The following is a 24,574-nucleotide window of genomic DNA, read 5'->3' as shown; positions in this document are numbered from 1 at the left end:
TCTGGTGGTTGAGGCTGGCTGGTGTGGCGCGATGAGCCGCTGGCTGGCCGGGGGTCAAAGCTTGCCGCGGATCTCGCCGGCTTCGATGGTGTAACGCTCCACGCCGGCGGGCAGACCAGTATCGATCTTCTTGATGACAGTCACGGGTTTGCCGCCTTTGGACTGGGTTGTGCCAGTGGCGGTATTCACACGCCCGGCCCTGACATCCTCGTCGGACTGATCGACCACGATGCTCGACGAGCCGCGGTTGTCGGCCAGTTCATTGGCCAGTTCCTTGAGCACATTCATGGCCTGGGTATATTCCCTGCGACCCTTGGCGGCCAGCGGCATCTCCACGGTCAGTGCTGAGAAACTGCGCATCTGGTGTGCCTGACCCGACTGTCCGTCGGCGATGCTGACGGTCCTGGTCTGTACCGGCCCAGCCACTGCGCGTTGTTTGGCCGGCAGCTTCTGCATGGCTTGCACGGCCTGGGCCTGCATGCTCTGCGCATGCTGCGTTTCCTGATCCAGAGCGGCCTGCAAACGGGCAAAGCGCTCGTTCTGCCCGCCCGAAACAGCGGTTGCGGGCGCGCCGCCGCCAGGGCCGCAGCTGGGGTCTGCGGAATTGGTGACGCGCGAGAGCATGCAGCTCAGCGATGTGGAGGCATCTTGCAAGCTGGCGCAGCCGCCGAGCAGGGTTGCGGCGCAGGCGAGCACAGTGAGTTTGAGTTTTTTCATGGCTTTCAATCCAGCAGGTCATCCAGGGATGGCGCGGCATTCTTCTTGACTGGAGGTGTTCTTGCAGGGGCCGGCACGGGCGGTTTGCCAGATGCCGGGGCTGAGGACGGCTCCGGGCTGGCCGCAGGCGCGGGTGCGTCGCTGGCAGTGTTTGCTGTCGTCGCTGCGGGGGTGACTGCAGTGGCGGGCGCGTTGTCTACGGCGCCGGCAATCGGGGCATTTTCGGCAGGTGTCGTTTGCGCTGCGGTACTGCCGCCCAGCGGGCCGACCAGGGCGTCGGCCTTGGCCTTGTCTTCGGGCGAAATCCCATCCTTGCCGGCTTGGGAAGAACTGGATGCGCTATTGCCCGAGCTGGTCAGGCCCTTCATATTGCTTGCCATCATCACACCACCCGCAATGGCTGCGACCAGCAGTGCCAGCGCCACCCATTTGATCCAGGCATTGCTGCCGCGCACAGGTTCCTGGGGAAAGGCCGGCGTGCGGTCATTGCGCTGCGCAAAGCTTGCGGCAGGCTCCGGCTGTGGTGGCCTTGGCGCGGGTGTATCCATGGGCTCGATCAGGGGAGGGGCCAGGCTTGCGTTGTCAATGGTCTGCGAGGCACCTGAAGGCATGGGCGGCGCAGTTGCCCCTGCGGCATGGCTATCGCCGGGGCGCTCGAACACCAGGCCGCATCGTGTGCAGAAGCGGGCCTCGGGCTTGCAGACAGCCTGGCATTGGCTGCAGGTTTTTTCAACAGCAGTGATTGCCGCTTCCGGTGCTTGTCTGGCGCCGCAGTTCTTGCAGAACTTGGCATTCGGAGAGAGCGGATTGCCGCATTGGGAACAATTCATGGTCTGCAATCGAGAAAAGAGTCCGCTGGAATGGCCGCTCGGCGGCATTGCTGCCTAGGCAATGCGTGGAATATGGGCCGGTTTTTGCGCATTGGCATGAACCGGTACGGACCCTGAAAAATGATTTGTATCTTAGCGGCGCATTTGCCGCAGCCTGTCGGATCGCTTTACGGGAATGTAAGCACGTTCGGTTTTGACAGCTTTTTGTCAGGCATGGCAATCCATGAATGGGGTTTGGATTAATGGAGTTGCGCAGAGTTTCAAGGGACTTATGGCGTAAGTGACTGATTTGAAAAGAAGGCAGTAAATCAGGTGCTTTATGGAAGCCGGGATTGCCGGGAAAAGCTCGGATCTCGAAATCTGTTTGATTTTTGCAAATGCTTCAAATGGTTGAGAGTGTTTTGCGCTGTAAAGATTTCAACGAAATACAGGCCTTGCTGAACCCCAGGAGTCAGCAAGGCCGGTAATCACTGCTGCGCAACCAGCGTCAGCAGCTCGATTCGCGGCGCCACGCCAAGGCGTACGGCAAAACCGGCCCACAGGCCTGCTCCGCTGCTGACCAGCAGCTTCATATTGCCGACGTCATATTCGCCGCGCACAAAACCGTTGTTGACGGGAGCCACCAGCCAGCGGTCCATGCCCAGGATCAGCCCGCCGTGGGTATGGCCCGATATCTGCAGGTTCACGCCCTTGTCCGCGTTGTCGCGCGCGAACTTGGGCTGGTGTGCGAGCAGGATATGAAACTGTGCGCCGGCCTTGCGGGCCTGGGCGGCAACCGCATCCACATCGGGGGGGACACCTTCGGCGACCTCGGGGTCGGCGTTGTTGGGCGAGGTCCGGCCGAACACTGGGTCGCCGATGCCGGACAGGGCCAGCTTGCTGCCCTTGATGTTCAGCAGCTGCATGCGGTTTTCCAGCAGATTCAGGCCCAGGCGGCGGAACTCGGCCATCCAGGCGTTGTAGCCGCTGTAGTACTCGTGGTTGCCCGGCGCCGCCCAGACGCCGTAGCGCGCGCTCAAGGCGGCCAGCGGCGCCACATGGGCGCGGCTGGTGGCGACATCGCCGTCCACCATGTCGCCGGGCAGCACGATCAGGTCGGGCGTGGTGGCCAGGGTGCGCTGCACGATGGTCTGCACATAGCTTGCATCATTGACCGGGCTGGCGTGGATATCGGCCAGCACGGCAATGCGCAGGCCCTGCAGTGCGGCGGGCAGGTTTCTGACCGCGATCTGCTGCTCATGCACCCTGGGCGGTTGCAGGGCGTTGAAGACGCCGATGGCGCTCAGGCAGCCGGTCGCCACCACGGCGGCTGCGGTGAGTGCGGGAAGGTGCAGCAGCTGCGCCAGGCTGGTTCGCCCCATGAGTCGGGCGATCAGCCACAGCAGATCGCGCAGCAGCACGAACAGCGCCAGCATCAGCAGCATGGCCAGAATCCAGCCGCCGGGAACCTGCAGGCGCGCCACCACGGCGTAGGGCAGGGCATTCGTCTGCACGGCCTTGAGCAGCAAGGCCGGCGCAATGCCCAGCAAGGCCGTGATCAGCGCGGCTAGCAGGCGGGCAAGACGAGAAGTACCGTTGAGGCTGGAGACAGGCCACCAGAGCCAGAGAGCCAGAAGAGGAATGACGAAAGCAGCAGTCGAAACCATGGGCAGGAGAGAAACCGAAAATTGCCGCGAGCATAGCAAGCGTTGGCGTCCCCGCGATGAACGCTGCTGCAGCCGCTATCGCTGGTGCAACGCAGGGCGTTGAAAATGGCGCGGCACGGCTGCTTTTGTCATCACTGCGCAAGACCGGCCAAGGACGGGGATAATCCCAGCCCTTATGTCTTTGAAGATCAACTTCCCCGAGTCGCTCCCCGTATCCAGCCGTCGCCAGGAAATCATGGAGGCCATGGATCGCCATCAGGTCATCATCGTCTGCGGCGAGACCGGCTCGGGCAAGACCACGCAGCTGCCCAAGATCGCTCTGGCGCTGGGCCGGGGCAGGCTCAATGCCGCCCCCGATGCCAACGGCCAGGTGCGCGGCCATCTGATCGGCCACACCCAGCCGCGCCGCATTGCCGCCAGCTCGGTGGCCAAGCGCATTGCCGAGGAGCTGAACACCCCGCTGGGCGAAGTGGTGGGCTACAAGGTGCGTTTTCAGGACACGCTGCAGAAGAACGCCTCCGTCAAGCTGATGACCGACGGTATCTTGCTGGCCGAGACCCAGACCGATCCGCTGCTCAAGGCCTACGACACGTTGATCATCGACGAGGCGCACGAGCGCAGCCTGAACATCGACTTTCTGCTCGGCTATCTCAAGCAGATCCTGCCCAAGCGCCCCGATCTCAAGGTGGTGGTGACCTCGGCAACCATCGACGCCGACCGCTTTGCCAAGCACTTCGAATCGAAGAACGGTCCTGCGCCCGTGATCATGGTCTCGGGTCGTACCTATCCGGTGGAGATGCGCTATCGCCCGTTCGAGGGTGAAAAGGACAAGGACCTGAACGACGCCATCGCCGATGGCGTGGATGAACTCTGGGCCGGCGGCAAGGGCGGCGATATCCTGATCTTTCTGCCGGGCGAGCGCGAGATTCGCGAAGCTGCCGACCATCTGCGCAAGCATTTGCAGCACTCGCCCACGCTGCGCGGCGCCGAGGTGCTGCCGCTGTTCTCGCGCCTGTCGCAGGCCGAGCAGGACCGGATTTTTGACGGCCATACGGGCCGACGCATCGTTCTGGCCACCAATGTGGCCGAAACCTCGCTCACGGTGCCAGGCATACGCTATGTGATCGACGCCGGTACGGCGCGCGTGAAGCGCTACTCCTTCCGCAGCAAGGTGGAGCAGCTGCTGGTCGAGCCGATCTCGCAAGCCGCCGCCAACCAGCGCGCGGGCCGTTGCGGCCGTGTGGCCAACGGTATCTGCATTCGCCTGTATGACGAAGAGAGCTTTGTCAGCCGCGACCGCTTCACCGATCCTGAAATCCTGCGCTCCTCGCTGGCCGGCGTGATCCTGCGCATGAAGTCGCTGGGTCTGGGCGATGTGGTGCATTTCCCCTTCCTCGAAGCGCCTTCGGGCCGCGCCATTGCCGACGGCTATCAGTTGCTGGCCGAGCTGGGTGCGGTGGACGATCACGGTCATCTGCTGCCCATGGGCAAGGAGCTGTCGCGCCTGCCGCTGGACCCGCGCGTGGGCCGCATGATTCTGGAGGCGCGCGAGCGCCGCGCCTTGGCAGAGGTGCTGATCATTGCCTCGGCCCTCAGCGTGCAGGACGTGCGCGACCGGCCCATGGAAGCGCAGCAGCAGGCCGATCAGGCACATGCCAAGTTCGACGACGAGAAAAGCGAGTTCAGCGGCTATCTGCGTCTGTGGAAATGGCTGTCGGATGCGCGCGGCGGCAAGGTCGTGGCCAAGAGCCGCAAGGAGATGGCGGCCCAGCACGCGCCTGCGGCCAAGCCCAATGCGCGCAACCAGGCCTTCCTGCCTGTCAGCCAGCGTGCCAGCGGCGCGCAGGTCGAAGGCACGGTGGAGGAGCGGCTGGCGCTGTTCAACCCCGCCGAGCAGGCCCAACATGCCGAGGAAGCCGCGCACAAGATCAGCAACCGCCAGTGGGAGCAGTTGCTGCGCCAGAACTTCATCAATATCCGCCGCGTGCGCGAGTGGCGCGATATTCATTCGCAGCTGCTGACCGTGGTCAAGGAGCAGAAATGGCTGCTCAACAACGAGGCCGCGGGCTATGAGGCCGTGCACCTGTCCATGCTGTCGGGGCTGCTCGGCAATATTGGCTACAAGGCAGAGGAAAGCGAGAGCTATCTGGGCGCGCACGGCATCAAGTTCCACCCGCACCCCGGCGCCCACCTGAGCAAGAAGCCCGGTCGCTGGATCGTGGCGGCCGAGCAGGTCGAGACCTCGCGCCTGTACGGCCGCGGCATTGCGGCCATAGAGCCGCAGTGGCTGGAGGAGGTGGGCGGCCATCTGCTCAAGAAGCAGCTGCTGGATCCGCACTGGAGCAAGAAGCAGGCTGATGTGGTGGCGCTGGAGCGCGCCACGCTCTATGGCCTGGTGGTATACAACGGTCGCCGCATCAGCTATGGCCGCGTCGATCCGCACGAGGCGCGCAATCTCTTCATCCGCCAGGCGCTGGTGGAGGGCGAGTGGGAAACCAAGTGGCATTTCCTGCCCGCCAACCTCAAGCTCATGCGCAAGGTCGAGGAGCTGGAGCACAAGAGCCGCCGCCAGGACGTGCTGGTCGACGACGAACTGATCTTTGCCTTCTACGACCAGCATCTGCCCAGGGATGTGTACAGCGGCGCGACCTTCGACAAGTGGTTCCGCGCCGAGAGCAGGAACCAGCCTGAGCTGCTGCGCCTGTCCAGGGACGAGCTGATGCGGCACGAGGCCGCAGGCATCACCACGGACAAATTCCCCAAGACCGTGAAGCTGGGCGGTGCCGATTGCAGCGCCAGCTATCTGCACAGCCCCGGCGACGCGCGTGACGGCATCACGGTCACCGTGCCGCTGTTCGTGCTCAACCAGGTGTCCGAGGAGCGTGCCGAGTGGCTGGTGCCGGGCATGCTCAAGGACAAGATCCAGGCGCTCTTGAAGAGCCTGCCCCAGCGCCCGCGCAGCCGTTTCGTGCCGCTGCCCGAGAGCGCGGCGCGGCTGGCCGAGCTGTTCACCGAGAGCGAGCGCTGGGCCCAAGGGGGGCTGATCGACGCCTTGCTCAAGCAGGTTCGCGACGAGACCTCGCTGGATGTGAAGCGCGCAGACTTCAAGCTGGACATGCTGAGCCCGCATCTGTTCATGAACTTCCGCATCACCGACGAGCATGGCCGCCAGTTGGGTCAGGGCCGCAATCTGGGCGCGCTCAAGGCCGAGTGGGGCGCCAAGGCTCGCGGCGCTTTTCAGGCACTTGCTTCATTAAAGGTAGCTGCTGGCGCAAGTGATACAAGCATTTCAGATTCAAAAGTATCTGAAAGCGATAATAGACAGGCGCAAGCAGCTCCTAAGAAAGAAAAGGCTGCGGCGGGCAAGCCGGCGCAGTCCCACGATGCGCGCTACAAGGACTGGAGCTTTGGCGAGCTGCCCGAGCTCATGGAGATCAAGAAGGGCGGCACCACGCTGATCGGCTTTCCGGCCCTGATCGACCATGGCGACGCCGTCGGCATCGAAGTCTTCGACGAACCCGAAGCCGCTGCCGCAAAGCACCGTGTGGGTTTGCGCCGGCTGTTCGCGCTGCAGATTCGCGATGCGCTCAAGTATCTGGAAAAGAACATTCCCGATCTGCAGAAGATGGCCGTGGCCTATATGCCGCTGGGCACGCAGGAAGAGCTGCGCGGCCAGATCATCGACGTGGCCATAGACCGCGCCTTTTTGCAGGAGCCGCTGCCGAGCAACGAGGCCGACTTCAAGCAGCGCGTGCAGGATGGCCGTGGGCGCCTTACGCTGATTGCCAACGAGGTGGCTCGCATGTCGGCCGTCATCCTCGCCGAGTACGCAGCCGCCGCGCGCAAGATCAAGGACACCAAGAACGCGCCCGAGGCCACCAAGGACGCGAGCGAACAGCTGCAAAAGCTGATGCCCAAGAACTTCATCGCCGTGGCCCCCTGGGCGCAGCTCGGCCATTACGCGCGCTACCTCAAGGCCATTACCTCGCGTCTGGACAAGTACCGGGCCGACCCGGCGCGCGATGCCGCCAAGCTCAAGGAGCTGCTGCCGCTGGAGCAGCGCTACTGGCGGCTGGTGGCCGAGCGCAAGGGGCAGATCGATGCCCGCATGCAGGAGTACCGCTGGATGCTGGAGGAGCTTCGCGTGAGCTTTTTTGCCCAGGAGCTGCGCACGCCGTATCCGGTCAGCGCCAAGCGGCTGGACAAGGTCTGGGCGCAGCTGCAGCAGTGATGCCGGGCTGATGGCCTGACGAATGGGGCCCTGCCTGACTAGGCGGGCCGGCTTTCGCCCTGCAGCAGCGGATTGCGCGAAAACAGCTCCACCACCCAGTCCACAAAGGCGCGCACCTTGGCGCTGAGGTGGGAGTTGGGCGGATAGACCACATAGATCGGCAGCAGAGGGTGCTTCCAGTCCTCCAGCACCCGCTGCAGCTGGCCGTTTTCCAGGTACTTGTGAATCTGGAAGCGGCTGAGCTGCCCTATGCCCTGGCCAGCGAGGATGGCGCTGATATAGGCATTGCCTTCGTTGATGCCCAGGTGGGCGGGACTGGCGATCTCTATCACTTCGCCGCCCTTGTGGAACTCCAGCGGATAGCGCCGCGCCGAGACCGGGGAGAAATAGATCACGTTGCGATGGCCGGACTCCAGGTCGCGCGGATGCTGTGGCACGCCGTGGCGCTGCAGATATTCGGGTGCGGCAACGGTGATGAATTCCAGATTGCCGATTCGGCGCGCCACCAGGGACTGGTCGGCCAGCTCGCCGCCGCGGATTACGCAGTCCACGTTGTCGCTGATCAGGTCCACGGTGCGGTCGCTCACGCCCAGATCGATCTGTATTTCGGGATAGCGAGACTGGAACTCGCTCAGATGGGGAATGATGAGTAGCCGCGCCACGGTGGTTCCCACATCCACGCGCAGGCGCCCGCGCGGCGTGGTGCGGGCCTGGCTGACGCTGGCCTCGAGATCGTCGAAGTCGGCGAGCAGGCGCACGGCGCGGTCGTAATAGGCCGCACCATCGGCGGTCACGGTGACACGGCGCGTGGTACGGTTGAGCAGCTTCACGCGCAGGCGCTCTTCCAGCGCCTGAACGTTCTTGGTCACACTGGCTTTTGGCATTTGCAGCGAATCGGCTGCACGCGTGAAAGTGCCGGCTTCCACGACCCGCGCGAAAATGCGCATGGCCTGTATCTGATCCATGGGATCTCCTTGTCCTCGCGAAAACCCGGACTCGCCGAGGATGCGGGATTCTCACACACAGCTCACACCGTCATTGTTCGAGAATTGGAAACAGTGTGGCCGCGTTTGCGGGGTTTATACCGTCACTTGCTGTTGCTACATTTCTGTTCCATCACCCGGTCCTGTCCGGAAAATCCATGTCAAACACCAAAGCCACCGCATCGCAGCCGATTCCTCATACCGACACCACGATCTCCGTGGCCGACGGTGTGCAGGCCGATGTGCGCATATACGGCGGCAAGCGGCGCGGCGAAGTCGTCCCGCTGGTGCTGCATTTCCATGGTGGCGCCTTTGTGGCCGGCGATCTGGACAACGGCTGCACCGTCGGCAGCTCGCTGGCGGCGGCCGGGGCCTGCGTGGTGTCGCTGGCCTATCCGCTGGCACCCGAGCATCCGTTTCCGCGTCCGCTGGAGTTGGGCTACGAGGTGCTGCTGTGGGCCTACAAGCAACGCACCAAGCTGGCCGGAAAGGGCGCTCCGCTCTACCTGGCCGGTGAAGAGGCCGGAGCCAATCTGGCGGCAGGCGTCTGCATGATGGCGCGCGATCAGCAGCAGCCGCCGCTGGCCGGGCAGATTCTGATCTCTCCCATGCTTGACCCTTGCTCGGCTACGCCTTCGCAGCGTGCCGCCCAGGGCGAGTCCGTCGAATGCAAATGGGCTTCGGGCTGGTGCCAGTACCTGGGCGAGCCGCATGATGCGGAGCACCCCTATGCGGTGCCAGCGCGGGCCCGCCGTCTCGCGGGACTGCCGCCGACGCTGATTCTGGTCGGCGAGGCCGACCCCATGCGCGATGAGGCACTGAACTATGGCGCGCGCCTGGAAGCTGCCGGCCTGAGCGTGCATCGCCATGTGTTTGCCGAAGCCGGGCAATGGCCGCAGGCACTGCTGGAGCAGCCGCCCGAGTCCTGCCCTTGCGCCGCGCAGCTGCAGGAGCAACTGCGCCAGTTTTTCGAAGCCACCCGATGTCGGCTCTGAGCTGATTTTGCCCTGCTGAGACAGCTGACCTGATCCGGCCCCGCAGGCCGGACGCAGCACGGCTGCGCCTTTTTCTTCTCTTTCTCATTCGATTCCTGGCCTGAGCGCTGGAAGGGATGAGTCTTGCCTGCCGCCGAAAGAGCCGCTACCGCTTTCAACCCTTGAACAAAGACATTGCCATGAACGAACACTCCAAACTCTCCAACCGCCGCCGGTGGGCTGCCGCCGGCGTCGCCGCTGCCGTGATCGCCACGACTGCCGCCATGCTGGGCCTGTCATCGCATGCCGAAGCGCCCGCTGCGCAAGCCGCCGCGCCGGCCGTGCCGGTTTCGGCAGCCCAGGTCCTGCAGCAGGACGTGACGCTGTGGAATGAATTCTCCGGCCGCCTCGAAGCCGTGCAGCGCGTGGATGTGCAGCCGCGCGTCTCGGGAGCGGTGCAGGCCGTGCATTTCAAGGAAGGCGCGCTGGTCAGGGCCGGTGATCTGCTGTTCACCGTGGACCCTGCGCCCTATGTGGCAGAAGTCGATCGCGCCGAAGCCCAGGTCGTTGCCGCCAAGGCGCGCATGGCCTATACCCAGAGCGAGTCCGAGCGCGCCACGCGTCTGTGGGATGAGCGGGCGATCGCGCAAAAGGAATACGACGAGCGCGTGAATGCCCGGCGCGAGGCCGATGCGAATCTGCGCGCCGCCCAGGCTGCGCTGCAGACCGCCAAGCTGAACCTGGGCTACACCCAGGTCAAGGCGCCGGTGAGCGGACGCGTGGGCCGCATCGAGGTCACGGTGGGCAATCTCGTGAGCTCGGGAGCCGGTGCTCCGGTGCTGACCACCTTGGTGTCGGTGGACCCCATGTACGCCAGCTTTGACGCGGACGAGCAGATCGTGGCCCAGGCGCTGCAGGGTCTGCAGAGCGCAAGCCAGGGACGCAGCACGCGTGCGCTGATTGAAACCATTCCCGTTCAGATGGGGGTGGGTACCAGCGGCGGCACGCCTTATGTCGGTCATCTACAGCTCATAGACAACCAGGTCGATGCCAAGAGCGGCACGGTGCGCGTGCGGGCCGTGTTCGGCAATGTGGACGGCACGCTCATGGCCGGCCAGTTCGCGCGCATCCGCATGGGCCAGCCCCAGACCACCCAGGCCGTGCTTATCAACGAGCGCGCCGTGGGCACGGACCAGAGCAAGAAATTCGTGCTGGTGATTGGCGCGGACAACAAGGCCGAGTACCGGGAGGTGCAACTGGGCGCACCGGTGGACGGCCTGCGCGTGGTCACTTCGGGCCTCAAGGCCGGCGAGCGCATCGTCGTCAACGGACTGCAGCGTGTGCGCCCTGGCGTGGTGGTCGCGCCCCAGGACGTGCCCATGGATGCCAAGGCCGAGCTGGCCGATGGCCGCGGCGCCGCCAAGCAACCCACGGTCTGAGAACCCTTAATCCTCCGACACCATGAACCTTTCCCGATTTTTCATCGACCGCCCGATCTTTGCGGGTGTGCTGTCGGTGCTTATTTTTCTCGCAGGCCTGATCGCCATGCGAACGCTGCCGATCTCGGAATACCCCGAGGTCGCTCCCCCCTCGGTGGTGGTGCGCGCCCAGTACCCGGGCGCCAATCCCAAGGTGATTGCCGAAACCGTGGCCACGCCGCTGGAGGAATCCATCAACGGCGTGGAAGGCATGCTCTACATGGGTAGCCAGGCCACGACCGACGGCGTGATGACGCTGACCGTGACCTTCGCCCTGGGCACCGACCCCGACAAGGCCCAGCAGCTGGTGCAGAACCGCGTCTCCCAGGCCGAGCCGCGCCTGCCCGAGGAAGTGCGCCGCCTGGGCATCACCACGGTCAAGAGCGCGCCCGACCTGACCATGGTCGTGCACATGGTCTCGCCCAACGGCCGCTATGACATCGACTATCTGCGCAACTATGCCGTGCTCAATGTCAAGGACCGCCTTGCGCGCATCCAGGGCGTGGGCCAGGTGCAGATCTTCGGCGGCGGCGACTATTCCATGCGTGCCTGGCTGGATCCGCAGAAGGTGGCGCAGCGCGGTCTCTCTGCCGCCGATGTGGTGGCAGCCATCCGCGGCCAGAACGTGCAGGCCGCGGCCGGTGTGGTCGGCGCCTCGCCCGGTCTGCCCGGCGTGGACATGCAGCTGTCCATCAACGCGCAAGGCCGCTTGCAGACCGAGGAAGAGTTCGGCGACATCATCGTCAAGACCGGCTCAGACGGCGCCGTGACGCGCCTGCGTGACGTGGCCAGGCTGGAGCTGGGCGCGGCCGATTATTCGCTGCGCTCCCTGCTCAACAACGACCCCGCCGTGGGCATGGGCGTGTTCCAGGCCCCGGGCTCCAACGCCCTGGAGATCTCGGCCAATGTGCGCTCGACCATGGCCGAACTGCAAAAGCACATGCCTGAAGGTGTGGAGTTCCGCATCGCCTACGACCCCACGCAATTCGTGCGGGCATCCATCAAGTCCGTGATTCAGACCCTGCTGGAAGCCGTGGCCCTGGTCGTGGTCGTGGTGATCCTGTTCCTGCAGACCTGGCGCGCCTCCATCATTCCGCTGCTGGCCGTGCCGGTGTCGGTGGTGGGTACCTTCGCCGTGCTGCACCTGCTGGGCTTTTCCATCAATGCGCTGAGCCTGTTCGGCCTGGTGCTGGCCATCGGCATCGTGGTGGACGACGCCATCGTGGTGGTGGAGAACGTGGAGCGCAACATCGAGGCCGGTCTGTCGCCGCGCCGGGCCACCTACCGCGCCATGCAGGAGGTCAGCGGGCCCATCATCGCCATTGCCCTGGTGCTGGTGGCCGTGTTCGTGCCACTGGCCTTCATCAGCGGCCTCACGGGCCAGTTCTATCGCCAGTTCGCGGTGACCATCGCCATATCGACGGTGATCTCGGCCATCAACTCGCTGACTCTGTCGCCTGCGCTTTCCGCGCTGCTGCTGCGCGGCCACGATGCTCCCAAGGACGCGCTGACGCGCGGGATGGAACGCGTGCTGGGCGGCTTTTTCCGCCGTTTCAACGCCTTGTTCCGCCGCGGCTCTGAGGCCTATAGCGGCGGCGTGCAGCGCGTCATCGGCCGCAAGGCGCTGATGCTGGTGATCTACGCCGTGCTGGTGGGCGCGACCTGGGGGCTGTTCAAGCTGGTGCCCGGCGGTTTTGTGCCGGCCCAGGACAAGCAGTATCTGGTCGGCTTTGCCCAGCTGCCCGATGGCGCCACACTGGACCGTACCGAAGACGTGATCCGCCGCATGGGCGAGATCGTCAAGAAAAATCCTAATGTGGAAGACGCTATCGCCTTCCCTGGCCTGTCCATCAATGGCTTCACCAACAGCTCCAACTCGGGCATCGTCTTTGTCACGCTCAAGCCTTTTGTCGAGCGCACGCATGCCGACCAGAGCGGCGGCGCCGTGGCGGGCCAGCTCAACCAGGCCTTTGGCAGCATCCAGGAAGCCTTTATCGCCATGTTCCCGCCACCGCCCGTGGCCGGCCTGGGCACGACCGGCGGCTTCAAGCTGCAGATCGAGGACCGTGCCTCGCTGGGCTACGACGCCATGGACGCGGCTGTGAAGGCCTTCATGGCCAAGGCCTATCAGACGCCAGAGCTGGCCGGCCTGTTCACCAGCTGGCAGGTCAACGTGCCCCAGCTCTATGCCGCCATCGACCGCACCAAGGCGCGCCAGCTCGGCGTGCCGGTGACGGATATCTTCGAGACGCTGCAGATCTACCTGGGCAGCCTGTATGCGAACGACTTCAATCAGTTCGGCCGCACCTACAGCGTGCGCGTGCAGGCTGACGCAGCCTACCGGGCGCGCGCCGAAGACGTGGGCCTGCTCAAGGTGCGTTCCACCACAGGCGAGATGGTGCCGCTGTCGGCGCTGATGAAGCTCGAACCCAGCTTCGGGCCCGAACGCGCCATGCGCTACAACGGCTTTCTGGCCGCCGACGTGAATGGCGGTCCTGCGCCCGGCTTCTCCTCGGGCCAGGCCCAGGCCGCCGTGGAGCGCATTGCCGCCGAAACCCTGCCGCCCGGCATAGGCTTCGAGTGGACCGAACTGACCTACCAGGAAATCCTGGCCGGCAATTCCGCCGTGCTGGTGTTCCCCATCGCCATCCTGCTGGTCTTTCTGGTGCTGGCGGCGCAGTACGAAAGCCTGACCCTGCCGATTGCCATCATCCTCATCGTGCCCATGGGCCTGCTGGCTGCCATGACGGGCGTGTGGCTGAGCGGTGGCGACAACAATGTGTTCACGCAGATCGGGCTCATTGTGCTTGTGGGGTTGTCGGCCAAGAACGCCATCCTGATCGTGGAGTTTGCCCGCGAGCTGGAATTTGCCGGCCGCACGCCCGTGCAAGCCGCCATCGAGGCCAGCCGCCTGCGTCTGCGTCCCATCCTCATGACCTCGCTGGCCTTTGTCATGGGCGTGCTGCCCCTGGTGCTGTCCACAGGAGCGGGAGCCGAGATGCGCAGCGCCATGGGCGTGGCGGTGTTCGCCGGCATGATCGGTGTGACGGCCTTCGGCCTGTTCCTCACGCCGGTGTTCTATGTGGTGCTGCGCCGTCTGGCCGGCAACCGTCCGCTGCAGCAGCATGGCAGTCATGTGGCGCCGATCAGCGAGCCGGGTCACGGCGCCTCGGCCCTGCCCATGCCTGCTGCGCCACGCGGCCATGACGAATAAGCCCCAATCAACCATGGATTCCGATATGAAAACGATGCAAGGCATTCGATCCCTGATGCCGTCTCTGAGCGCACTGACGGCAGCCCTGGTGCTGGCGGGTTGCGCCAGTGCACCGCCCACGGTGGCCGAGCATGCCGGCGTTGCCGTGCCTGCAAGCTTCAGCGCCCAGGCCGCAGCTGCGGGCTGGACGCAGGCCGCCCCGGCCGAGGCCCAGTCGCGCGGGGCCTGGTGGCTGGTATTTGCCGACGCCGAACTCAGCGCTCTCGTGGAGCGTGCGGGTGAAGCCAATACCGATGTGCAGACCGCTGCGGCACGTTTGGCCGAAGCCCGCGCGCTGCTGCGCTCGGCCGATGCCCAGCGGCAGCCGCAGATCGGGGCCTCGGGCGGCGCTGTGCGCCAGGCAGGTGCGAACACGGCGAACGGCATGCAGCCCGCCACCCTGGTCACGGCCGGCCTGAACTTCTCCTATGAAGCGGATCTGTTCGGCCGCCTGTCGCGGGCCAGCGATGCTGCGCGCGAGGATGCCAATGCACGTGAGGCCCTGCTGCAGAGCACGCGCCTGATGGTGCAGGCCGATGTGGCCCAGACCTATCTGCAACTGCGTTCGCTGCAGACCGAGCGCCAACTGGTCGAGCAGAGTCTGGTGGCCTATCGTGAGACTCTGACGCTGATCGAGAAGCGCTTCCGGGCCGGCGATGCCGCTGAGCTGGACGTGGCGCGCATGCAAACCGAGGTTTCGGCCACCGAGGCCGAGACGCTGGCGCTGGAGCGCCAGCAGGCAGCCCTCACGCATGCGCTGGCCGTGCTGGTCGGCGATATCGCCACTGGCTTCACGCTGGCTGCGCAGCCTGTGCTGGCAACGCTGCCCGTGATTCCGGCAGGCGTGCCCGCCACGGTGCTGGCACGCCGCCCCGATGTGTCGGCGGCCCAGGCATCGGTGCTGGCGGCCCAGGCGCGCGTGGGCGTGGCCCAGGCCGCATGGTTTCCAGCCATCACGCTCACGGGCAATGGCGGCTATGCCTCGCCGGAGCTGGGCGATCTGTTCAAGTGGTCGGCGCGCTCCTGGGGCATAGGCGCCTTGCTGTCCCTGCCCATCTTCGACGGCGGCCAGCGCGCCGCGCAGGAAGAGGGCGCCCGTGCGCGCCTGGAGGCCGCCGTGGCAGCCCAGCGCGGTCAGGTGCTCGCGGCCTTTAGGGAGGTCGAGGATCAGCTCAGTGCCTTGCGCCTGCTCTCGGGCCAGGCCCATGTGCTGGGGCAGGCCGTGCAATCCTCGGAGCGTGCCACGCACCTCTCGGACGTGCGCTATCGCAACGGTCTGGTGAGCCAGCTGGAGCTGCTCGATGCGCGCCGCAACGAGCTGCGCAACCGGCGTCAGGCCTTGCAGGTGCGTACCGCGCAGTACACGGCCACGGTGGCGCTGATCCGTGCGCTGGGCGGCGGCTGGGACAGCGGAGAGCCTGTGGCGGTAAGCAGTTGAGGCCGAGCCGGTGCTGCTGCATTAAGCGGTTGCGGACAGGCCTGACCGGCCTGTGGTGAGTCGACTTTTTAGGCAACCGACCTCAGGCATAGCGCTCCCGTATCCATCGCCTTGCTTTCCTGGGCTAGCGCTAAGCCACACCGTCTTGAGTTGAAGTGCAGGTCTCTGGGGTGATGTCGAACTGGACATGACCCCCGTGAACAATGAGCTCGTCTGGGCCCAAGTGCAGGCCGTTGAAAGTGCCCGTAGCTGCCTCGGAGGCGCTTGGCATCACCATTGTCGATAACTCACCGAATGCGATTGGCTCCTTGAAGTGCAGCTTCATGCCTGTGCAAAAGGTCACGATGAAAGGCTCGCCAATGATTGCCTGGTAGGCACCGGTATGCATGCAATATTTCGTCATGTTGTTTTGCTCCTTTGCTTATGCCCAGGTCGGGAAAGGGTCCTTGAAAGTTCTCCACGCCCGAGGGCCTAGAGCCATTTCCCGGTCTGTTAATAGGCATGCGTCGAACATGCGTCGGAGTGTTGCTTCGTCCATATCAATTCCGATGACGACCAACTCTTGGCGTGCGTCTCCAACCTCTTCGTCCCAGTTCTTCTTGATGGCAGCAATGGCCTCTGAATCCTTTGGCCAGTGCTCTTGAGGCACGGTGGCCCACCATCGACCAGCGAGGCCGTTCCGGCACCCGGCACCTGCCTGAGACCAGTCGCCGACCTTGGCGGGGCGACTGGCCAGCCAGAAGAAGCCTTTGGAACGAATGACTCCGGGCCATTCGGTCTCTACCAGCCTGTGAAAGCGCTCGGGGTGGAAGGGGCGGCGTGAGCGATAGACAAAGCTGCCAATCCCATATTCATCGGTCTCAGGCTTGTGTTCACCACGAAGCTCCTTGAGCCAGCCAGGGGCCTTTGCCGCCTCTTCAAAGTTGAAGAGCCTGGTTGAAAGCACGGACGAGAGAGGGACCTTGCCGAAGGTCGCGTCAACGATTTTGGCGCGAGGGTTCAAGCTCGCCAGAATGGCCCGCAGACGCAATTGCTCGGCGTCGGAGATGAGGTCGGTCTTGTTCAGAACGAGCACATCGCAAAACTCAATTTGCTCGATGAGCAAGTCGACAACACATCGTTGGTCCTCTTGTCCAAGCGATTCGCCACGGCTCTTGAGGCTATCCCTGGATTCATAGTCCTTGAGGAAATTGAAGCCATCGACAACCGTGACCATGGTGTCCAGAGCCGCAATATCGGAAAGACTTGCTCCTGCTTCGTCGGTGAAGGTGAACGTTTCGGCCACAGGCAGTGGCTCCGAAATGCCGGTGGATTCGATGACGAGATGGTCGAAGCGCCGTTCTTTGGCGAGCCTGCGGACCTCCACCAAGAGGTCTTCGCGCAAGGTGCAGCAGATGCAGCCGTTGCTCATTTCAACCAGCTTCTCCTCGGTCCGGGAGAGCTTGCTGCCGCCATCACGCACCAGAGCAGCATCGATGTTCACCTCGGACATGTCATTGACTATGACTGCAACACGGCGGCCTTCGCGGTTGTTGAGTATGTGGTTCAGAAGGGTTGTTTTGCCCGCCCCCAGGAAGCCTGAGAGAACGGTCACTGGAAGCAGATTAGCCATCGTGGAGCTCAAAGTTTAATTGATAATGATAATGCGTTATCAATTGTGTTGAGGAAAGCACTCCTGGGTAAATTGGTTGCATGGGTGTGTTGTTCGGCCCCAGGTTTGCCAGTAGGCGACTATCTCAAACAGTCGTTGTGTTGCAGAGCCCCAAGCGCTCCCAGAGAAACGGTAGAGGCCCGATTGGCGCGATGAAATTGTCGTCGTCGCAGCTTGTTGCGAAAGAGTCAGCGCTATGGTCGACTTAACGAAATGAGAGCCGTAGGTTCAGTCGATTTCTATGTACGGGGCCGACGTTGCTCTTTGACCAATACTGGAAGTGCCCCTACAGACGAGCAATGAAATAGTTACGTAGCTGCCATGTGAGATTTTGGGTACCTTAAGCATGGCTATTCATAAACTGCAAATGCTCCGAGAGCCCGATTCGCATCCTCAGATTCGCAACTTATGTCCACATCTCCAGCAACACCCCCTACAAAACAGACTGCAGGCCGTGTGCTTGTCGACTCTCTGCGCCAGCATGGCGTTGACCGAGTCTTCTGTGTCCCTGGCGAGAGCTATCTTGAAGTGCTTGATGCCCTCCATGATGCTTCTGATGACATTGAACTCATTGTGGCCAAGCACGAGGGGGGCGCCGCCAATATGGCGGAGGCCGACGGCAAGATGACGGGCCGCCCAGGCATATGCATGGTTACACGCGGTCCTGGTGCGACCCACGCCAGTATTGGCGTGCATATCGCGCAGCAAGACTCGACGCCCATGATTTTGTTTGTCGGTCAGATTGCACGAGAGCAGGTGGGCAGAGACGCCTTCCAAGAGGTCGACTTCTATGCGATGTTCGGCAAACTGGCGAAGTGGGTTGTTGAAGTAACCGATGCATCGCGTATGGCTGAAATAGTAGCCAGGGCATTTCACACCGCAGTATCGGGACGACCTGGTCCAGTGGTCGTTTCGCTTCCTGAGGACATGCTCGTTGATGTTACCGATAAGCTTGCATTTCGGACCTCTGCCATTGAGCCGAAAGTTCCTTCCGGTAGCGCCATCGCAAAGATTCGCGAGAAGCTGGCAAATGCACAGCGTCCCCTTGTCGTTGTTGGCGGCAGCGGCTGGTGCCAAGAGGCTTCGGCGCAACTGGCGATATTTGCGAAGGCATGGAGTCTCCCTGTTGCATGTTCATTCCGTCGCCAGGATGTGTTGGACAACCGTAATCCGCAGTATGTTGGCCACATGAGCCTTGGGATGAATCCTGCGCTCAAAGATGCAGTTGTCAACGCAGACGTAATACTTGCTCTGGGAACTCGCTTGGGAGACGTGGCTACAGGTGGCTATACGCTTCTCGAAGTTCCCGTCCCACAGCAGGATCTTGTTCACGTGCACGTCGACGCCACAGAGATAGGCCGTGTTTATCGCCCCTCGGTGGGAGTAAATGCCGATATCTTGGCAACAATTTCTGCCCTGGCTAACGTTGCTGCACCTGCTGAGATTGCATGGGCAGGCTGGACTAAGCGTGCGCGTGCCGCTCATGAAGCCTTCAGCCTGCCTCCAACGAGGGTGTCCGAGGCAATAGGTGTTGACCTGGGAGTAGTAATGCAGCACGCAGCGGAAGTGCTTCCTGACGATACCCTCGTAACGAATGGGGCAGGGAACTACGCTGTGTGGCTGCATCGGTTTTACAAGTACCGTAGTGCCCGAACCCAACTCGCAACGACCTGTGGAGCAATGGGCTATGGTGTTCCTGCGGCAGTTGCTGCAGCGCTTCGTTACCGTGACCGTGAAGTCCTCTGTGTAGCGGGCGACGGCTGCTTCCTGATGTATCCGCAGGAGCTGGCGACTGCTGCCGCACACAACGTGCGCCTCATCACCATTGTGGTCAACAACGGCATGTACGGAACCATCCGTATGCACCAGGAGAACCGCTACCCGGGACGTATTAGTGGCACTCAGCTTGCTGGTCCGAACTACGTCGCATTGGCGAACTCCTTGGGTGCAGCCCATGCGGAGCAAGTGCGCACGGCGGAAGAATTCCCGGCAGCGTTCGCGCGCGCTCGCTCCGCTAAAGGCTTTGCGCTCATTGAGCTAGTAACCGACCCGAAACAAGTCACTCCTGTCATGCGCCTTAAGTAAATTGCTACTCAATCCTCCGCGAGGGTACAACTTGTTGGAGCCATCAATTAGAGATTCAATTTTTGAATCGCCCTGGCTTGTCTGAGTTCAGAACGTCACTTACAAAGTTTTGGGCATAGGTGTGTTTCTGCAGACATGTTTTCTCCTTATGTTTGTAAGCTGTGTGAAGATTTGCAGCTATCTCGGCGCCTGACGAGTGGTGCGCAAAGAAATAAGGGCAACGCCTGTCAAAGTGACGCTCGGCTAGCCGGCTGTAGGCAGTCACTCGTTTATCGCGCACCAGTGCTCAAGGCACTACGCTAAGCACCGGTACCGATAGTTGGATGGCTCCAGCCCCTGTTGCGGTGAGCTGGTTGCGAACCCAGGACCACAGGACATAGTACTAAGCGGATGTGATGGCCCCTGACAAGGCTCCGTAGAACAGGCCTAGGTTGTCTGATGGACGACGCGGTCGGCAACAGCCATGCAAGAGTCAACGGAACTGCATAAATAAAACTGTCCGCTGTCCAGCGGACAGCTCTGCCGGTCGCACGGCCACGCAGCGAATACAGTCCCCAAGCGAGGCCGGGCAACGCTATGAGTGCGGCAGGCCCCAATGTTGCTGATAACTTCCCAGGTCGTAGGAACGCAATCAGGCCCGCGAATGCGAGCAAGACGCCAAATACACTGGTCCGCTCCCCTCTGCGGTAGCGATGTAATGCCATGGGTACCTGCGCCGCCGCGAATAAAACGAGAGCACCTGTTCCAGTCCCTATACCTCGATAGGCATAGAACATTGCAATGGCGTCCAAATAGGATTGCCGCGGATGTCCACGCTTCGCGCGCACCTTCAGAAGGCATAAAGTGCAATCGCTTCATTGCAAGCAGCACTATCGCGCCGGCACTCAACCGCACAGCAGTGAAGAGCGCAGGGTCGATGTCTGTCGTTTGAAAGGCTACGTACGGTTCTGGATGATGAGTTGTTCGTGCGAGATGGAGCTGGCATGCGGCCGACGGCCAAGGCGCAAAAGTTGGCAGAAGATGTGCAAGATGGTCTTCGACTGCTGTCCAATAGTCTTGGCGAGGGGCATGCGTTTAATCCGCTGAATAGCCGACAGACCTTTGTTTTTGCTGCGACGGACTTCACCACATTCGCCTTGAGGCCTAAGTTGGTTGCATCCATCCAAACGGCGGCGCCGCGCATACGTATTAAGGTGGAGTACGCGCGCCGCCGGGACTCGATGAAGGCCCTGCTGTCCAAGCCAGTGCATTTTGGGTTGGGTATTGCCGGTGCGCATCTGGACGGCCACCCCGGCTTGAACTCGGTCACGTTCGCTGATGACGACTATGTAGTGCTAGCGCGGGAGGGACAACTGCGGATAACGGGCAAACTCACGCTCGCTCGTTACACGGGAGAGCGCCATGTGGCGGTGTTGCCGTGGGATACAGAGATGGACGTTATTAATGCCACACTGCTTAGACTAAAGTTCTCTTGCGATGTTGCAATGGAGTTGCCGAGCATGCTCGCGACTCCATCCATCGTTGCGGTATCTGATTTACTGGCGACTTTGCCTCGCTGCATTGCTGTATGCGCTGCCGCGAACGTGCCTGTGGCTATATTGCAAGCCCCTTTCGAACCCATCCATATAGTTAGGGTGTTTTTCCATGAGCGACACGCAAGTGGTGCAGCGTATCGCTGGATGCTTCAGCAGATAACCGAGGTGCTAGCCGTATCACAACTCCGCAGTGACGGCGAGAGTCGATGAGGTCACGCATATATCGCAGGATTCGCCGTTAATTCGTGAGCCGTGGTTCTCGCACTCAGGTGTGTCACTAGCCCTGTTGAACAGTCTTGGTACCTTGTGATTGACGTCAGACCGATTCACCGAAGTAGCCACGCGTATAGCCAAGAGCTTTTGAGAGCTCAGCTGCGATTTCGATGACACGGGGGGCCATCTCCTTCATGCGAGCAACACTCAAACGGTCAAGCGGGCCTGAAATGCCAATCGCTGCAACTGGCCGCTCGAACCCGTCATACACGGTTGCTGCCAAGCCTCCGACGCCCTCACGCCACTCGCCGCGGTTCACTGCATAGCCGACCCTGAGAGCTTTTGTGCACTCAGCCTTCAAGACTTCCTTGCTCGTAATAGTGTTCGGCGTGTACTTGATCAATTGCTCGGGAAACTTATCCAGATACTCCGTTGGCTGAGCCGCTAGCAGCGCTTTTCCAGTAGCGACGGCGTAAGCTGGTGCGCGCCCGCCCACCATCGAATATGCTCGGATGGGTTGCACACTGTCAATCTTGTCTACGTAGATGACGTCCTGTCCTTCCAGTACGGAAAGGTGCACTGTTTCTGCGCTTTCTTTTGCGAGCACAGCCATGAACGAGGGTGCGATTTTGCGCAAGTCGAGTTGCCCCAACTGTCGAACGCCGAGTGCATACATCTTGGTCGTGCTGCGAAACCCTCCGCCGATAGGGTCGCGCTCCACGTACCCAGCATGTATAAGAGTCTGGAGTGTTCTGTGAGTGTTGCTTCTTGTCAGGCCGACTCGAGCGGCGACGTCGTCGATGACGCGCCCCTCACCCTGCATCTCTGCAATTGCTTCAAGTACTGCGAGGCCCTTAAGTAGCGTTTTGTCCATATGAAATTGTCCCAAATGTTGGGATTATCGTATCACTATTGGGATTGACTAGTCTTAATCGCATGTACAAGAAGCTGATGCATATGTGGGGCAGGCGCATCAGCTTCCACTGTATCGCCAAAGGCAGTCGATGCAGTTGCTTGTCTTAAGCAGCACACTCCGCTTGGCGCCACGATTTGGACAACGTTCGGACAAGCCGTTCTGCAACTCCTCGAGCGAGCCGTGCGTTGACGTCCATGGCGTTAGTCCAGAAGTACGTGCCGGCCGACATCGTTCCAAGCACGCTGATGCCAGCATCGACACTACCGTCGGACCGTATTAGATTTCCCGAGGCAAAGTCAACCGCAAGTCCGCCGAAGCGGTGAGGCACCGCGTCACCACGAGACAATAGGCCTCGCAGTAATGGCGAATTCGAGCGCGTTGTATCGGCGGAGAAACTCGTGGCGTTAACAATCACGTCAGCTTCTATTTCGCTTCCATCTTGGAGTTTGATGGAGTACTGACGGCCACTCTCCGAATTCGGCTTAACCGATTGGAATCCCTGCTGAACCTGGAGCTGTTCCGTGCGAAGTAAGGCCTGCAGTTTTTTGGCGTTCTCAATGGGGAAGGTTACTCGGCGCGCCATCCAGATGCTTCGAAGCGTGGCATCAAAGCGCTCTCGTTCGAGGTCATCAAGCTGCTGCCAGATAGCGTCGACTACGGCGTTGAGAGCATTGCCCAGGGACTGCCATTGGCGCGGCCTTGTCGATGACAGCGAGATTTCCTCGTCCAGGTAGGAGGATGCGTTCGGTGGCGGAGCCTGAAGTTTCACCACCTCACTGAAATCTATGCCGTGATGCGTCATTTCATCAGCCAACAGACGAATGGCCTCTGACAAGGTCAACTGACGGTCGTTTAGATTTCCAGCTGATAGAGCTGCCAGCAGACGTGGGCTTAGAGTGACGGACCGATTCTTCAATCCTCGCACTGAGGGAAGCCTGCCATTGCGAGAAACGCAGTACACCTGTCCGGTGTGACCAGCATCGACGAGCGCCACAACCGCGTCGATGGCGCTCAGACTTGTGCCGAGCACACACACCGTTGCATCAGCTGCAATTCCCTTGACTAGCGTTCGGACCGGATACGGACTGTCGAAGTAGCCTGCTTCACCTCGTAGAGTCTCGAATGTGTTGGAGGCCAGGTTCCCGATAGACAAGACCACGTGCTCCGCAAGATGTCTTTGCTTGTCTGTGGTGATTTTGTATCCATTCGGCTTGCCTGCCTCAACATCAAGAACAGTCTCTCGAATGTGGCGGATATGTACTCCTAGTGTTGTTCCTATGGCGCAAGTCTCCTGGTAGACATCCTCAAGATACTGGCCAAAAAGAGGCCGCGGCAGAAAGGAGTCGTGCGCAATTTCAGTGCCATTGAAATGCGTGATGCTGTGGCGCTGGAGCCAGCGAAAGAAATGAAGGCGGTCGTCCTCGGCGATGGACATGCTGCCTGCTGTAACGTTCAGCAGGTTTGTGTCTGCGTCATTGGCATAGGCGGCCCCGCGGCCAATGGTTTCATTCGACTCGAATACCAGAACGTCAAGCTCATGGACCGCACTTTGGGCGCTTTGTCTTGCCCGCACAAGGTGAAATATGAACGACGTTGCGACTGAACCGCCTCCCACGACGGCTACACGTACTCTTTCCATGATTGCGATGCTCCTTTATTGCACTTGAGCAAGCTTCTGAACCTGGCCCCATTTCGAAACCTCGGATTGGATGAGCTTGGTTGTTGTTTCGGGCGTGCTTGCAAAGGCATCGGCACCTTGCTTCTGCAGTGCTTGACGCACTTCCGGCATCTTGGAAATGTCCTGCATCGTCTTCGAGAGCTGAGCCACGATGGCAGGTGGTGTCGATTTAGGGGCAAGTAGTCCGTAGTAGGTCGTGACTTCGAAGTCTGGAAAGCCAGCCTCCTTAAGAGTCGGAACATTGGGAAGCATGTCGCTGCGCTTGTCGCTGGTCACCGCGAGGATGCGTAGCTTGCCGCCCGAGACCTGGGAGGCGAGCGCTGGGAGCGTCTCAAATACCAGGTCAATCTGCCCGCCCAGCAGGTCCGCAACAGCAGGGCCGCTGCCTTTGTACGGGACATGAGTCATCTTTGTGCTGGCGGTCTGTTGGAAGTACTCGCCAGTCATGTGTTGTGTCGAGCCATTGCCGGCGGAGCCAAAGGTTAGGCCTTTGCCACCAGTCTTGCTGAGCTTAATGAGCTCATTGATGGAGTTCGCACCTAAATCGCCCCGTACCGCTATTGCCAGCGGTACAGAGCTGCCCATAGAGACCCCGGTCAGTGCCGTCATGAGTTCATAGGGTGGCTTTTGAGTGGGGATGACAGCGTGGATGGCAAGACTGCCAATGGCTCCAAACAGCAAGGAGTAGCCATCTCCAGGACTGTTTGCGACAGCTGTTGCACCTATTTCACCTCCCGCACCCGCCCGGTTTTCGATGACAAAAGGCTGCCCCATCAACTGCGTCAGATGCTGCGCATAGATTCGTGCCGTGATATCGGTTGCTCCGCCAGGAGGGTATGGCGTTATGACCCGAACAGGCTTCGCGGGCCACTGCTGAGCCAGGAGTGGCCCAGCACATGCGACTCCGGCCATACCTACCAAAAGTTGGCGTCGTTGAATCATCTTT

General features: G+C 61.6%; 16 protein-coding genes. 7 read left to right on the top strand and 9 right to left on the bottom strand.

The genetic code is table 11. The features are described from left to right. Positions 1–54 precede the first annotated feature (54 nt). From Cth01_RS08785 to Cth01_RS08775, 3 genes are all read right to left on the bottom strand, one after another. Positions 55–717, bottom strand: a complete 663-nt coding sequence (locus Cth01_RS08785) for a hypothetical protein (RefSeq protein ID WP_034382107.1) — start codon at positions 715–717, stop codon at positions 55–57. Positions 718–722: 5 nt separating this feature from the next. Further along, positions 723–1,547 carry a zinc ribbon domain-containing protein gene (locus Cth01_RS08780; protein WP_045839148.1) on the bottom strand — a complete coding sequence of 275 codons (825 nt, stop codon included), beginning with the start codon at positions 1,545–1,547 and terminating at the stop codon, positions 723–725. A 467-nt stretch (positions 1,548–2,014) separates the two neighbouring features. After that, positions 2,015–3,193 carry a metallophosphoesterase gene (locus Cth01_RS08775; protein ID WP_034352161.1) on the bottom strand — a complete coding sequence of 393 codons (1,179 nt, stop codon included), beginning with the start codon at positions 3,191–3,193 and terminating at the stop codon, positions 2,015–2,017. 175 nt (positions 3,194–3,368) lie between these two features. On the opposite strand from Cth01_RS08775, the gene hrpA reads away from it, so the two are divergent. Then, entirely contained in the window at positions 3,369–7,424 is a 4,056-nt protein-coding gene (hrpA, locus tag Cth01_RS08770) for an ATP-dependent RNA helicase HrpA (protein WP_045838966.1), read from the top strand. A 38-nt stretch (positions 7,425–7,462) separates the two neighbouring features. Here hrpA and Cth01_RS08765 read toward each other — a convergent pair whose 3' ends face one another. Next, a complete protein-coding gene (locus Cth01_RS08765; protein WP_034352167.1) occupies positions 7,463–8,389 on the bottom strand; it encodes a LysR family transcriptional regulator in 927 nt (308 codons plus the stop codon). Between the two features lie 176 nt (positions 8,390–8,565). Between Cth01_RS08765 and Cth01_RS08760 the strand changes: the two genes are divergently transcribed. The 4 genes from Cth01_RS08760 (at position 8,566) to Cth01_RS08745 (ending at position 15,550) form a co-directional block, all read left to right on the top strand. Continuing rightward, positions 8,566–9,402 (top strand): alpha/beta hydrolase, encoded by an 837-nt coding sequence (locus tag Cth01_RS08760; RefSeq protein WP_045838965.1) that lies wholly within the window; start codon positions 8,566–8,568, stop codon positions 9,400–9,402. A 179-nt stretch (positions 9,403–9,581) separates the two neighbouring features. Continuing rightward, positions 9,582–10,820: an efflux RND transporter periplasmic adaptor subunit gene (locus tag Cth01_RS08755; protein ID WP_045839147.1), complete on the top strand. Its 1,239-nt coding sequence runs from the start codon at positions 9,582–9,584 to the stop codon at positions 10,818–10,820. A 22-nt stretch (positions 10,821–10,842) separates the two neighbouring features. After that, positions 10,843–14,073 carry an efflux RND transporter permease subunit gene (locus Cth01_RS08750; RefSeq protein ID WP_045838964.1) on the top strand — a complete coding sequence of 1,077 codons (3,231 nt, stop codon included), beginning with the start codon at positions 10,843–10,845 and terminating at the stop codon, positions 14,071–14,073. Between the two features lie 13 nt (positions 14,074–14,086). After that, positions 14,087–15,550 carry an efflux transporter outer membrane subunit gene (locus Cth01_RS08745; RefSeq protein WP_045838963.1) on the top strand — a complete coding sequence of 488 codons (1,464 nt, stop codon included), beginning with the start codon at positions 14,087–14,089 and terminating at the stop codon, positions 15,548–15,550. Positions 15,551–15,680: 130 nt separating this feature from the next. Here Cth01_RS08745 and Cth01_RS08740 read toward each other — a convergent pair whose 3' ends face one another. Next, positions 15,681–15,938, bottom strand: coding sequence for a hypothetical protein (locus tag Cth01_RS08740; protein WP_034384894.1), 258 nt, complete (start codon positions 15,936–15,938; stop codon positions 15,681–15,683). A 33-nt stretch (positions 15,939–15,971) separates the two neighbouring features. Further along, positions 15,972–17,162, bottom strand: a complete 1,191-nt coding sequence (gene zigA, locus Cth01_RS08735) for a zinc metallochaperone GTPase ZigA (protein ID WP_045838961.1) — start codon at positions 17,160–17,162, stop codon at positions 15,972–15,974. A gap of 447 nt (positions 17,163–17,609) precedes the next feature. Here zigA and Cth01_RS08730 point away from each other — a divergent pair, with 447 nt between their 5' ends. Then, the gene (locus tag Cth01_RS08730) at positions 17,610–19,286 is read left to right on the top strand and encodes a thiamine pyrophosphate-binding protein (RefSeq protein WP_045838960.1); all 1,677 of its coding nucleotides are present in this window, start codon (positions 17,610–17,612) and stop codon (positions 19,284–19,286) included. A 983-nt stretch (positions 19,287–20,269) separates the two neighbouring features. Further along, positions 20,270–21,031, top strand: a complete 762-nt coding sequence (locus Cth01_RS08720; RefSeq protein ID WP_139032060.1) for a LysR substrate-binding domain-containing protein — start codon at positions 20,270–20,272, stop codon at positions 21,029–21,031. Between the two features lie 106 nt (positions 21,032–21,137). Here the strand turns inward: Cth01_RS08720 and Cth01_RS08715 are convergent, their stop codons facing one another. The 3 genes from Cth01_RS08715 to Cth01_RS08705 form a co-directional block, all read right to left on the bottom strand. After that, complete coding sequence (locus Cth01_RS08715) at positions 21,138–21,908, bottom strand: IclR family transcriptional regulator (RefSeq protein ID WP_034385485.1); 771 nt, start codon at positions 21,906–21,908, stop codon at positions 21,138–21,140. A gap of 145 nt (positions 21,909–22,053) precedes the next feature. Continuing rightward, a complete protein-coding gene (locus Cth01_RS08710; protein WP_045838959.1) occupies positions 22,054–23,589 on the bottom strand; it encodes an FAD/NAD(P)-binding protein in 1,536 nt (511 codons plus the stop codon). Between the two features lie 15 nt (positions 23,590–23,604). After that, positions 23,605–24,570, bottom strand: coding sequence for a Bug family tripartite tricarboxylate transporter substrate binding protein (locus tag Cth01_RS08705; RefSeq protein WP_045838958.1), 966 nt, complete (start codon positions 24,568–24,570; stop codon positions 23,605–23,607). Positions 24,571–24,574 lie beyond the last annotated feature (4 nt).

The sequence above is a fragment of the Comamonas thiooxydans genome, from assembly GCF_000964545.1.
GTDB classification, from domain to species: domain Bacteria; phylum Pseudomonadota; class Gammaproteobacteria; order Burkholderiales; family Burkholderiaceae_C; genus Comamonas; species Comamonas thiooxydans.
Note: the sequence above shows the minus strand (reverse complement) of the source record. Positions and strands in the feature narration are given on the sequence as shown.